Origin of the sequence: Streptomyces sp. NPDC051738 (assembly GCF_044453205.1) — a bacterium.
Lineage (GTDB): Bacteria > Actinomycetota > Actinomycetes > Streptomycetales > Streptomycetaceae > Streptomyces.
In genome coordinates this window covers 691,269-704,248 of the sequence record NZ_JBITCM010000002.1, presented here as the reverse complement: position 1 = coordinate 704,248, position 12,980 = coordinate 691,269, and the positions used below count along the sequence as shown (strand labels likewise).

The window sequence follows — 12,980 nt, the reverse complement described above, 5'->3', positions numbered from 1 at the left end:
CCATGGACGCGCTCTACACCGCTGTCGCCACCGCCACCCACGGCCGTGACGGTCGTGCCGTCTCCAACGACGGCAAGATCGACCTCAAGCTGGCCCCGCCGGTGGAGCTGGGCGGCAACGGCGAGGGCACCAACCCGGAGCAGCTGTTCGCCGCCGGGTACGCCGCCTGCTTCGGCAGCGCCCTCGGCCTCGTCGGCCGCCAGGCCAAGGTCGACGTCTCCGACGCCGCCGTGACCGCCGAGGTCGGCATAGGCAAGCAGGGCGAGGGCTTCGGCCTGAAGGTGACGCTGCGCGTGGAACTGCCCGACACCCTGGACGAGGCGACCGGCCGCAAGCTCGTCGAGACCGCCCACCAGGTCTGCCCCTACTCCAACGCCACCCGCGGCAACATCGAGGTCGACCTCGTCATCGAGTAACAACTCCCGGAGTCATGGAGGGGGCCCCACCCGGGGTCACCGAGGGGCCCCACCCGGAACCGACCGTCACCCGATCCGCGCCAACACCTCCCCCGTCCCCCCGCTCCAAGCCACCACCACCGCCTCCTCCGGCACCCGCTTCCACCGCGTCAGCAGCAGCCAGCGCGCGTGGTAGCGCCGGACGACGGCCGTGCGCTCGGCCCGGGTCGACGCGGGGGAGAGGTAGGCGCGGACATCGGCGAGCCGACGTTCCCGTTCCCGCTCGTCCAGGGCGGGGTCGGGCCAGATCGGCGCGGCGAGGTTCGGGCCGTACCCGGGGATGGAGCGAGGGGCGAAGTGCCCGTCGGAGATGACCACTTCGCCCTTCCCGACATGCCGTGCCACCCACGCGTACGACGGCCAGAGCGACGGCTGCTCCAGCCCGACCGGATCCAGCGCACGCGGCACCACCGCCCCGCCCTGCACGGTCAGGAACCCCACACAGGCCCCGGCCGCCGCGGCCCCGCCCAGCACCCGGCGCGCCCTGCCCCATGGCCGGGCCGCCGCCAGCTCCACGGCGAGCGCGAACTGCAACGGCACGAGGGTGAGTCCGAGGATCCTGCCGTAGGTGTAGTGGCCGCTGACCCAGCCGTACGCCACGAGCAGGCAGTCGAGGGCGAACATCAGCACCAGCGGATCCCGCCACGAGGCCCTCCGCCACCGTGCCCACAGCGCCGGCAGCCCCAGCAGCGCCAGCCAGAACTGCCCGAAGAGCTGCTCGTACAGCCGCCGGTGCATCCAGTCCACGCTGTCGTCCCCGGCCAGCGCGAACACATCGAAGTACGGCCAGGACCAGGCGACCAGCAACGCCGTCCCGGCGGCCACCCCCCACCGCGCGAGCACAGGACTCCGCCACCCCCGCCACCCCCGCTGCCACCCGGCGACGAACGCCACCGCCCCCAGCACCGCCGCCATCGCGGTGATCGGATGGACCAGCAGGATCAGCCCGTACAGCGCCCCGATCCCCGCGTACCCGGCAAGACCCGGCAGCCCGCTCGGCCCGACGTACCGGACGAGCCGCTCCCCCCGTGCCTGCTCCGTCCGTGTCCCCTCCCCCCGCGCCCGCGCCCCCGTCAGCGCCCACGCCCAGAACGTGAGCCCGATCGCGCAGGCCGACGGATAGCCGAGATTCCCCGTCATCGACATCAGGCTCAGGTACCCGCTCCACCAGGCCCGCTCGGTCCCCCACAGCAGCGTCATCGCCCCCACCGCGAGCACCGGCGCCCACGGCCTCGCCGTCAGCACCCGCACGAAGCGCCCGATGCCGGTCAGCAGCACCAGCAGGTTCAGCGGTCCGGCCAACCGCACCACCTCCCAGCCGCCCAGCCCGGTCAGCCGGGCGAACGCACCCTGTGCGACGGCGTACGGCGAGTAGTACGGGCTGCCCGCGCCCGGCAGGTCCGCCATCGGATGGCGCGGGTGGAACAGGTCGGCCCGCAGGCGTTCCACGACCGCCGCGTGCTGGCCCGCGTCGCAGCACAGCGGCACGGCCCAGTACGCCAGCGATATCACCAGGAAGAACAGAAAGCCGAAGACCTGGTACGGCGTCGGGCGCCAGACACGGCCGCCGCGCAGCGCGGTGGCGCCGCGCGCCGCCCTGAGAACGAGTGTGCCTACGGCCGCCTTTCCGGCCTGGGAGGTTGAGTGGATTTGGGGCATTTGTCGTATGTTCCCGATCGGGTCAACGACATTGCCTTACTCACCTCATCGAGTGAGTCCGAGTGGGCCCGAGTGAGCCGGTCCCCCCCCGGCCACCCACACGCACAGAACTAGCGAGCGTCCGTCAGCGACCTCGGACCCGCCGGAGCCGGGATCCTCTCCACCCCGATCGCCTCCTCCGACATCGGCTCACCCAGCAACACCGTCCGCACCACCCGCTCGGCGGCGTGTCCGTCGTCGAACTCGCAGAACCGCTCCCGGAATCCCGCCCGCGCCCCCGTCGACTCCTCGTCCCGCCAGGTCCCGGACGCGAACAGCCACGCCAACTCCCGGTAGGAGCGCGACACATGGCCCGGCGCTTCGGCCGTGATGTCGAAGTACGTGCCCCGGCTCGCGGCGTACGCCTCCCGGTCGTCGGCGTGGATCACGATCGGCCGGTCCAGGTTGGCGTAGTCGAACATCAGGGCGGAGTAGTCGGTGACCAGGACGTCGGCGGCGAGCATCACGTCCTCGACGTGCGGCTCGTCCGTCGCGTCGATCAGTACGCCCCGCCGGTGCAGATCGGCCAGGCCCGCCCCGCGTGCCGTGCCCTGAGCCAGCGACGGGTGCAGCCGTACGACGAGCGTGTGGTCGGCGCCCAGATCCGCGGCGAACCGGGCGAGATCGATCCGGTCGACATGGCCGCCCCGGCGATAGTCGCGGCGGGTCGGCGCGTACAGCACGACGGTCTGCCCGGCGGGGACACCGAGCCGCGCACGGACGGCCTCACCGGCCTCCGGACCGGCGTTGACCAGCACGTCGTTGCGTGGGCTCCCCGTCGGCAGCGAGGTGAAGTGGCACGGATACGCCCGCTCCCACACCAGCTCCGAGTGCCGGTTGGCCACCAGGCTGTAGTCCCAGCGGTCGGCCCGCCACAGCATCTTCGGCACGTCGAAGCCGTGCCGGGCACCGGGCTTGGTCAGCAGGTCGGCCGCCATGTACTTGAGCGGGGTGCCCTGGTGGGTCTGGAGGTGGACGCTGCCGGGGCGCTTGGCCAGGTTGCCGGGCCAGTTGACGTTGTTCACCCAGTACGTGGCCCGCGCCATGACCTCGTGATAGCGCTGCGAGCCCGGCGTCACGAAGTCGATCCCGGACGGCAGCGTGTCCACCGCGTCCTCCTGGACGACCCACACGCCCCTGAGGTGCGGGGCGATCTCGCGGGCCTTGGCGTGGATCGCCGCCGGATCGCCCAGCACCCCGCGATGCGAGAACGCCGAGTAGACCGCCAGGTACGGGTCGAGCGGCAGCCTCGACTGGACGGCGTACCAGGCCCGCCCGGCCCGCTGCGAGGCCGCCCGCGTCACGCGCCGCTTGCCGTTCCCGGCCGTCCCGCGCAGCTCGCGCAGACCGTGCGCCATGGCGTACGCCGCGTAGGGCGCCCTCGCCACCAGCCGCATCTCCTTGCCGCGCCGGCCGTCCGGCCGGGTGAAGCCCTTGGGGAGATGGCGGGTGTGGAAGGAGCGGATCTCGCGGTAGAAGTCCGCCCGGTCCGCGGGCGTCACCCGGTCCTCGCGGGCGAGCACGAACAGCATGTGGTCCAGGGCCCGTTCGAACAGCAGGGGGCGCGCCCACTCCAGGTCAGGGCGCTCTTCGAGGAACGTGAACAGGCCCTCGTACTGCGCGAAGATGTCGAAGTGCCGCCGCCCCGGCGTCTTGGTGATCGCACCCTGCCGGCGCTGCCGGTACTCGACCCCGATCCGCTCCAGGCAGGCGATGCGGTCGGCCAGCACCATCGAGCGGTAGGTGACGGGCGCGTCCTCGTACAGGCCCGGTGCGTAGCGCAGTTCGTGCTTCAGGAAGAAGTCGCGCCGGTACGCCTTGTTCCAGGCGACCAGGAACAGGTGCAGGTACTCGGGGTTCTCGCGGACGGAGAAGGTGCCCGTGCCGGCCGCGGCCAGCAGGTCCGCCGCCGTGCTGCGGCCGCCGCGGCCCCACCAGTGCGTGCGGACGTGGTCGAAGACCAGGATGTCCGGGTCACCGGTCCCTTCCAGGTGCGCCGCCACCGCCGCCAGCAGGCCCGGCGTGTAGGAGTCGTCGCTGTCGAGGAAGAGGACGTAGTCGCCGCTCGCCTCCTCCAGACCGGCGTTGCGGGCCCGGCCGAGGCCGACGTTCTCCGCCAGGTGCAGCACGCGCACGCGTGCGTCGCGCTCGGCGTAGGCGTCCAGGATGGCGGGGCAGCCGTCGGGGGAGCGGTCGTCGACGGCGATCACCTCGAAGTCGGTGTACGACTGCCCGAGCACCGAGTCCAGGCACTCCCGAAGGAAGCCCTGCACCTTGAAGACGGGGACGATGATGCTGAAGCGGGGCACAGGTCAGCTCCTCACGAGGACGGGGGCGGGGGCCGGGACGCGCTCGGCGAGGGGGATCACCGCCGGGATCGACTCCGCCGGCTCGCCCAGCAGCACCCGGCGTACGACGCGCTCGGCCGACTGCCCGTCGTCGAACTGGCAGAAGCGCTCCCGGAAGGCGGCGCGCAGCGCCGTGGCCTCCTCGTCCGCCCACGAGCCGTCACGGAAGACGGCCGCCAGCTCGCCCGGCGTGCGCGCCACCCGGCCCGGCGGCGCCTCCATCAGGTCGAAGTAGACGCCCCGCAGCTCCCGGTAGACGTCCCAGTCGTCCGCGTACACGACGATCGGCCGGTCCAGGTTCGCGTAGTCGAACATGATCGACGAGTAGTCGGTGATCAGCGCGTCGGCGGCCAGGCACACGTCCTCGGCGCAGCGGTGTCCGGTGACGTCGATGATCCGGCCGGTGCCCCGCGCGGCGCCCTGGTCGTAGAAGTAGTGCGCGCGCAGCAGGACCACGTACTCGTCGCCGATCTCCTCGCACAGCGCCGCGAGGTCGAGACCGGTCTCGAAGCCGGTGGCGTAGTCGCGGTGCGTGGGTGCGTAGAGCAGGGCCTTCTTGCCCTCGGGGATACCGAGTTCGCGGCGGACGCGGGCGACGTCGTCGGCGGTCGCCGTGTAGTAGACGTCGTTGCGCGGATAGCCGTACTCCAGGGGTTCGTGCGCGGACGGGTACGCGCTCTCCCACATCTCGGTGGAGTGCCGGTTGCTGGTGAGGTTGTAGTCCCAGCGGTCGACGCGGGCGAGCAGCTTGGCGAAGCTGCCGGTCGCCGCGGCCACCACGGGGTACGCCGCCTGGTCGGCGCCCATCTTCTTCAGCGGGGTGCCGTGCTGGGTCGACAGATGCACGCTGCCCTCGCGCTTGACCACGGCGTCCGCGAAGTTGGCGTTGTTGATCAGGTACTTGGCCCGCGCCAGCACCTCCCAGTAGGCACGGCTGCCGATGACCGCGTACTCCACGTCCGGCGGCATGGCGTGTTCCTGGTCCGCCTCGACCAGGAACACCGAGCGCAGATGGGGGGCGAGTTCGCGGGCCTTGGCATGGATCGCGGCCGGGTTGCAGAGGTAGCCGCGGCCCCAGTACGCGCAGTACACGGCGAGGTTCTCGTCCAGCGGCTGCCGCAGCTGAAGCCGGTACCGCAGCCGGGTCCGCAGCCCATGCGGCCACGGGACGCCCGAAGCCGCCTTCGCCGCCGCCTGGTTGGCCCACCGCAGCGCCCGGAACGCCAGGTACGCCCCGTTCGCCAGCAGCCGGTGCTGCACGCCGAGGCTGCCGCCCGGCGTCCGGAAGCCGTCGGGGCAGTGCCGCCGGTAGAGCCTGCTCGCCCGGAGGAAGAAGGCACGCCGTCCGCGCCGCAGCCGTCGCGGATGGGCCGCCGTCTTCAGTACGGCGGCGACGAGCTGCTCGAACAGCGGCCCGCGCCGCCCCTCGGACAGCCCCAGCTCGGCCGCCCCCGTCAGCACCAGCTCGGCCTGGTTCAGCAGCTCGAAGTGGTGCTCCCCCGGGCGCCCCAGCCGGCTGCCCTGCCGCCGCAGCAGATGCCGTACGACGACCTGGTGCAGCACCGCCATGCGCTCGGCGCTCGCCACGACCAGGCCGCCGAAGCCGACATCGGTGAAGTGACCGTCGGGGAAGGCGAGCCGCTGCTCGGCCAGGAAGGCCCGGCGGTAGACCGCACTCCACGCCGGGAGCTGGACCCCCGTCAGTTCCGGCGCCTGACCGGGCGCGAAGACCCCGCCCGGCGCCCGCGCCAGCAGGAACGCGGCCGGATTGGTCGGCTCGCCCATCCACCACGGGGTCCGCTCGTGCTCGAAGTGCAGGACGTCCACGTCACCGGTCTCGCTCAGCCGGGCGTCCAGCACCCCCAGCGCCCCCGGCACCAGCATGTCGTCGCCGTCCAGGAACAGCAGCCACTCACCGGTCGCCGCCCGCATGCCGGCGTTTCTCGCGCCGGCCAGCCCGGCCGAAGGCGGTGAGTACACGGGCGCCACCCGGCAATCTCGCTCGGCGTACCCGTCGACCACGGTCGCCGCCGGGGAGTCGGGGGCGTCGCAGACCGGGATCAGCTCGAAGTCGCCGAAGGGCTGGGTGAGGACCGAGGCCAGCGCCAGGGACAGCCGGCCCGCGACCCCATGGGACGGAACGATGATGCTGAAGCGGGGCATACTGCTCTTTCTGTCGTTTCTTTCTGTAGATCTGTCGATCTGTCGAGGCGCTACGGGCGGCCTGGCCGCCCGGCCGGACGCCAGGTGTGAGGCCGGGTCGGCGTGGGCCGTGACGGGCTGGAGGGCATGCGAACTCCGTTTCAGCGAGAACGGATCTCAGCGGCTCGTGGCGACGGTACGGGGTGGCGCCGATCCAGCGGCACGACAGGCGGGAGGCCGGTCTCACCCAGCACCACATGGCGTACGACCCGCTCGGCGGCGCGCCCGTCGTCGTACGGGCAGAAGCGCGTCCGGAACGCCGACCGCAGCTGGGTGGAGCGCGAGCCGCGCCAGTGGCCGGTGGCGAAGATGTCGATCAGCTCGTCCTCGCTGCGCGACACCGCGCCCGGCGGGAAGGACCGCACGTCGAAGTAGGTGCCGCGGGCCGCCTCGTACGCCTCCCGGTCGTCGGCGTGGATCACGATCGGCCGGTCCAGGTTGGCGTAGTCGAACATGATCGCCGAGTAGTCGGTGACCAGGGCGTCCGAGGCGAGGCACAGCGACTCGACGCTCGGGTGGCCGGTGACGTCGATGACCTGGTCGGTGGTCGGGGCGAGCGGGCCGCCGTGCCGGTGGTGGCCGCGGGCGAGGACGACGTAGCGGGGGCCCAGGCGGCGCGTGACGCGGTGCAGGTCGAGGGGGGTGATCTGGGTGCGGCGGTAGTCGCGGTGGGTGGGGGCGTAGAGGATCACGACGGCGCCCTCGGGGATGCCGAGGGACTCGCGGATCCGGGTCACGTCCGCCGAGGTCGCCTGCTGGAAGACGTCGCTGCGCGGGCTGCCGCACTCAAGCGTCGTGTAGCCGCCCGGATACACGCGCTCCCAGGTCAGCGTGGAGTGGCGGTTGGCGGACAGGACGTAGTCCCAGCGGTCGACGTGGTCGAGGAGCTCGTCGAAGTCCGTGTCCCCGGAGGCGGCCGGGCGTTCGCGCAGGTCCAGGCCCATCCGCTTGAGCGGGGTGCCCTGCCGGGTCTGCACGAGGACCTGGCCGCGGCGCTTGACCAGGCGGCGGTCGAAGTCGGCGTTGTGGACGAGGTACTTGGAGCGGGCGAGCGCCGTCCAGTAGGCGGCCGTGCCGGGGCGCACCCGGCGGGTGCCGGTGGGCACGGAGTCGTGCTGCTCGGCCTCGGCGATCCAGGCCGTGCGGATCCGCGGGGCGTGCGTGCGGAACGCCTGCTCCAGGGCGCCCGGGTGGCAGCCGTGGCCCCGGACCCCGTCGGCGGCGAAGACCGCGCGGTCGGCGCGCACGGGGAGACAGCGCTGGACGCGGTAGTGCAGGCGCAGAGCGGCGGAGCGCAGGCCCTTCAGCAGGCGGTCGGTGAACTTGGCGGTACGGCGGAGCAGGGCCGCCGTCAGCTGCAGGGCGCGGTAGGTGCGGTGCAGGCCCAGGCGGACCAGGGCGTAGTGGACGCGGGTGCGGGCCGAGGCGGGGGCGCCGGGGGCGCGGTAACGGCGGTAGTACGTGCGCGCCCTGCGCAGGAACTCGGCGCGGCTGCGGCGCGGGAGGCGGTCGCGGCGGGCGAACACCACGATCAGGTGGTCGACCATCCGGCGGAACAACAGCGGGCGCCAGCGGGCCAGTTCGGGGCTCTGGTCGACGTACGCGAAGACACGGTCGTACTGCTCGAAGATGTCGAAGTGCTTCGGGCTGACCGTGCCGAGGATGCCGCCCCGGCGCCGCTGCCGGTAGTGCACGCACACCCGGTCCAGGGTCGCGATCGACTCCGCCGTCATCAGGACCGGGTACGTCCAGGGCGTGTCCTCGTAGTAGCCGGACGGGAAGGCGAAGCCCTGCTGCTCGACGAACTCCCGCCGGTACGCCTTGTTCCAGGCGACCATCAGCAGCCGCAGCAGCCCCGGCCGGTCCGCCAGCCGGAAGGGCGCCGGGCCCTGTTCGGTGAGCCGGTCGGCGGCCTGGTTGCGGATCGTCTCGCCGGTCCAGAAGGTGCGCGCGTAGTCGTAGACCAGGACGTCCGGCTCGCCGGTCTCCTTCAGCCGGTCGGCGATCGCGTGCAGGGCGTCGGGGGTGAGCGTGTCGTCGCTGTCGAGGAAGACCAGGTAGTCGCCGGTGGCCTCGGCCATACCGGCGTTGCGGGCGGGCCCCAGGCCCTGGTTCTCGGCGAGATGCACGGGGCGTACCCGCGGATCGCGGGCCGCGAACTCGTCGATGATCGCGCCGCACGCATCCGGCGAGCAGTCGTCGACGGCGATCAGTTCGAGATCGGGGTACGACTGCGAGAGCACCGATTCCAGGCACTCGTGCAGATACGCCTGAACCTTGTACGCGGGGACAATGACACTGAACCTGGGCAAAGGACATCCACTGGGTCGGCCGGGGCGGTGGCGGCGGCAGCGCCTTGCCCGGCAACGGCCAATGGAGTGACTTGGTTACGCCGCGGTACGGCATACGGGGGATCTTGAATGAACGTGAGGGGGCGGACCGATGACGGTCCGCCCCCTCAAGCGTGTTGCGCTTGCGCCTACTTGACCGCGCCCGCCATCACACCGGACACGAACTGCCGCTGGAACGCGAAGAACACGACCAGCGGGATCACCATGGAGATGAACGCGCCGGGCGCCAGGACGTCGATGTTGTTGCCGAACTGCCGTACCTGCGTCTGCAGGGCGACCGTGATCGGCTGGCTCCCGGAGTCCGTGAAGATCAGCGCGACCAGCATGTCGTTCCACACCCACAGGAACTGGAAGATGCCGAGCGCGGCGATCGCCGGACCGCCGAGCGGCATCACGACACGGAAGAACAGGCGCAGTTCACCGGCGCCGTCCAGGCGGGCCGCCTCCAGCAGCTCCCTCGGGATCTCCGCGAAGAAGTTCCGCAGCAGGAACACCGCGAAGGGCAGCCCGAAGCCGACGTGGAAGAGGATCACGCCGATCAGGGAGCCGAAGATGCCGATGTTGCCGAAGAGTTCGGCGATCGGGATCAGCGCCACCTGCACCGGCACGACCAACAGACCGACCACGCCGAGGAACCACCAGTCGCGGCCCGGGAACTCCATCCAAGCGAACGCGTATCCCGCGAGCGAGCCGATGATGACGACGAGGACCGTCGCCGGGACCGTGATCAGCACGGTGTTGAGGATCGAGTCGGTGATGTCGGGGTTGCTCAGGAGCTTGTCGTAGCTGTCGAAGGTGAGTTGGGAGGGCTTGCTGAAGACCTCCCACCAGCCGCTCGCGGTCATCTCCTCCGGCGGCCGGAGGGACGACAGCAGCAGCCCGATCGTCGGGACCAGCCAGAACAGCCCGACGACGATCAGGAACACCCGCACCAGGCCGCCACTGACGAAGGCGGCGAGCCGGGCGCCGAGGGACTCCTCGGCCTTGACGGCGGTCGGCGGCGGTGGCGCCGCCTCGGTGACCTTGCCGGCGTCCGCACTCATCGCCGCCCCTCCCGCCTCAGCCGACGGATGTTGAACCACATCACGGGAATCACCAAGAGCAGCAGGAACACCGAGATCGCGCTGGCGATGCCCGGCTGGTCCTCGGAGAAGCCCTTGCGGTACAGCTCCAGTGCGAGGACGTTCGCGTCGTCCTGGGAGGAGCCCGGGGCGATGATGAAGACGAGGTCGAAGATCTTCAGGACGTTGATCATCAGGGTGACGGTCACGACCGCGAGGACAGGTGCCAGGAGGGGCACCGTGACCCTTCTGAACACCTGCCACTCACTGGCGCCGTCGACCCTGGCCGCCTCCAGCAGCTCGCGCGGGATGCCCGCGAGCCCGGCCGCGATCAGCACCATCGCGAAACCGGCCCACATCCAGATGTACGACCCGATGATGGACGGCGTGACGAGGGACGGGCCGAGCCAGTCAAGGCCGTTGTACGGCTCCTTGAAGTTGTCCGCCGGGAGCTTGAGTTGGGCACCCTCGGCGGCGGCAGGCAAGGTGAACGTGCCGTCATCGGCCGCCTTCGTGGACGCCACGACCTCGCCGTCCTTCACGGCCTCGATCCGCATCCCGGCATAGCCCAGCTCGGACGCGTCGACCCCGCCGAGCGTGCCGACCCCCTTGCCGCGCGTGAAGTCCTGCCAGGTGGTGCCGGTGATCGTGGCCGGGTCGGCCTTCGCCTGTACGGCGGTCTTGGCGTCGTCCGGCATCTGGTCGGGGGCGACGCCGACGAGGGGCAGGACGACCGGGGTGCCGGCGCTGACGGTGGCCTTGGTGATGAAACCGCCGCCCGGCGCCGCTTCCAGGGGCGATTCCCGGCCCGGGTGCGCCTTCGGGAACGCGGACGCCTGCGCGAAGGTGTCGTGGACACCCACCCACACCGCGTTCGCCACGCCCTTGTCCGGATCCTGGTCGTAGACGAGCCGGAAGATGATGCCCGCCGCCAGCATCGAGATCGCCATCGGCATGAAGACGACCAGCTTGAACGCCGTGCCCCAGCGCACCCGTTCGGTCAGCACCGCGAAGATCAGACCGAGCGCGGTGGCGACCGTCGGCGCGAACACCACCCAGACGACGTTGTTCTTGAGGGCGGTGCGGATGCCGTCGTCCGTGAACAGGGCCTCGTAGTTGTCGAATCCGGCGAGCCCGTCGCCGGACTGGTCGTAGAAGCTGCGGACGACCGAGTACCCGATCGGGTAGACCACGAGCGCGCCGAGCAGCACCAGGGCGGGCAGCAGGAAGAGCGCCGCCATGCTCAAGCGCGTGCCGGTCACACTCTTGCGCGACTTGGGTGCGGCAGGGGCCTGAGGAGCCCCTGCCGCTTCCGTCGACGCCATGGCGTCAGTTTCCGTACGCCGCGGCCGCGTCGGCTTCCAGCTGCTGCTGGGTGCCCGCGATGTCCGACGGGTTCTTCAGGAAGTCCTGAAGGGCCTTCCACTCGCCCTTGCCGGGCGTGCCGCCGAAGGCCTGCGGGGCCTGGTCGGACATGTCGAAGCGGAAGTCGTCGCCGGAGTCGATCAGGGCCTTGGCGATCTTCTGCTGCACCGCGTTCGGATACGCCGAGTTCTCCACGTTCTTGTTCGGCGAGAGATAGCCGCCGAGCTTCGCCTGGATCGTCGCCGCGTCCGGGGAGGCCAGGAAGGTGGCCAGGGCCTGCGCCGCCTTGGAGTCCTGGAGGATGACGGCCGCGTCGCCGCCGGAGACGACGGGCGCGGTGTCACCGACGGCCGGGAACGGGAACACCTTCGCGTCCGTGCCGACCTTCGCCTTCGCCTGCGTGATGTTGACCTGCGCGAAGTCGCCCTCGTAGACCATGGCGGCCTTCGGCTGGTCGCCGCCGGTGAAGGTCTGGGTGACGGACGCCGGGAAGTCGGTCTGCAGCGCGCCGTCCGCGCCGCCCGCCACGTAGTCCTTCTTGCCCCACACCTGGGCGAGCGTGGTCAGCGCGTCCTTCACGGACGGGTCGGTCCACTTGATCTCGTGCCGCGCCAGCTGGTCGTACTTCTCGGGGCCCGCCTGGGAGAGGTAGATGTTCTCGAACCAGTCGGTGAGGGTCCAGCCCTCCGCGCCGCCGACGGAGAACGGGGTGACGCCGGAGTCGTAGACGGTCTGCGCGGTGGTGAGCAGCTCGTCCCACGTCTTGGGCTCGGTGGCCCCCGCGTTCTCGAAGACCTGGGCGTTGTACCAGATCAGAGACTTGTTGGCGGCCTTGTAGTAGACGCCGTACTGCTTGTCGTCGACCTTGCCGATGTCCTGCCAGCCCTGCGAGTAGTTCTCCTGGAGCTCCTTGATCGCGTCGGCGCCGAGCGGCTTGGCCCACTTCTTGTCGACGGCCTGCTTGATGGCGCCGGGCTGCGGAAGCATCGCGATGTCCGGCGGCTGGCCGCCCGCGACCTTCGAGCCGAGGAAGTTGATGATCGGGTCCTGGGCCGGCACGAAGGTCACCTTGGCACCCGTGCGCTTCTCGAACTCGGCCAGGACCTTCTTGAAGTTCTCCTGCTCGGCACCGGTCCACACGGCGGCGACCTCAAGGGATTCGCCGTTCAGCTTGGGAAGGGTGACGGTGCCGGCGGTCTCCTGGCCGGAACCGGTCTGTTCGTCGCCGTCGTCATCGCCGCCGCATGCCGTGAGCGAGAGCGCGAGGGCTCCCGCCAGTACGGCGGCCGCGGTCCTGGCGGCCCTGCTTGTCCGGTTCTTGCTGCTCGTGCTGCGCATCACTGCCCCGTTCTTCGTGCCTCGTCGAACGTTCGAGCGCTGTCCCGTTTGATCTGGTCTACGCCCTGGGGTTGGGGGCGGCAAGACCGCGTCCGCTGTCAAGCGGGAGATCGTGACCGCCTCGTGACCAGGGTCTCCGACGGTTGGGCCGGACAGGTGCGG

At 71.1% G+C, this 12,980-nt stretch carries 8 protein-coding genes; 1 reads left to right on the top strand and 7 read right to left on the bottom strand.

Annotated elements, in window-relative coordinates; all coding sequences use genetic code 11:
- Positions 1-2: 2 nt before the first annotated feature.
- Entirely contained in the window at positions 3-416 is a 414-nt protein-coding gene (locus tag ACIA8X_RS07750; protein ID WP_384776447.1) for an organic hydroperoxide resistance protein, read from the top strand.
- A gap of 66 nt (positions 417-482) precedes the next feature.
- Here the strand turns inward: ACIA8X_RS07750 and ACIA8X_RS07745 are convergent, their stop codons facing one another.
- From ACIA8X_RS07745 to ACIA8X_RS07715, 7 genes are all read right to left on the bottom strand, one after another.
- Complete coding sequence (locus tag ACIA8X_RS07745) at positions 483-2,114, bottom strand: hypothetical protein (RefSeq protein WP_399457963.1); 1,632 nt, start codon at positions 2,112-2,114, stop codon at positions 483-485.
- Positions 2,115-2,224: 110 nt separating this feature from the next.
- Complete coding sequence (locus tag ACIA8X_RS07740; RefSeq protein WP_399457962.1) at positions 2,225-4,462, bottom strand: CDP-glycerol glycerophosphotransferase family protein; 2,238 nt, start codon at positions 4,460-4,462, stop codon at positions 2,225-2,227.
- 3 nt (positions 4,463-4,465) lie between these two features.
- A complete protein-coding gene (locus tag ACIA8X_RS07735; RefSeq protein WP_393457086.1) occupies positions 4,466-6,664 on the bottom strand; it encodes a CDP-glycerol glycerophosphotransferase family protein in 2,199 nt (732 codons plus the stop codon).
- Between the two features lie 140 nt (positions 6,665-6,804).
- A complete protein-coding gene (locus ACIA8X_RS07730) occupies positions 6,805-9,015 on the bottom strand; it encodes a CDP-glycerol glycerophosphotransferase family protein (RefSeq protein ID WP_393457089.1) in 2,211 nt (736 codons plus the stop codon).
- Positions 9,016-9,182: 167 nt separating this feature from the next.
- On the bottom strand, positions 9,183-10,097 hold the full coding sequence (locus ACIA8X_RS07725) for a carbohydrate ABC transporter permease (protein ID WP_393457092.1): 915 nt from the start codon (positions 10,095-10,097) through the stop codon (positions 9,183-9,185).
- On the bottom strand, positions 10,094-11,440 hold the full coding sequence (locus ACIA8X_RS07720) for a carbohydrate ABC transporter permease (protein WP_399457961.1): 1,347 nt from the start codon (positions 11,438-11,440) through the stop codon (positions 10,094-10,096). The genes ACIA8X_RS07725 and ACIA8X_RS07720 overlap by 4 nt, the downstream gene beginning before the upstream one ends.
- Before the next feature lie 4 nt (positions 11,441-11,444).
- Positions 11,445-12,818 (bottom strand): ABC transporter substrate-binding protein, encoded by a 1,374-nt coding sequence (locus tag ACIA8X_RS07715; RefSeq protein WP_393457098.1) that lies wholly within the window; start codon positions 12,816-12,818, stop codon positions 11,445-11,447.
- Between the last annotated feature and the right edge of the window lie 162 nt (positions 12,819-12,980).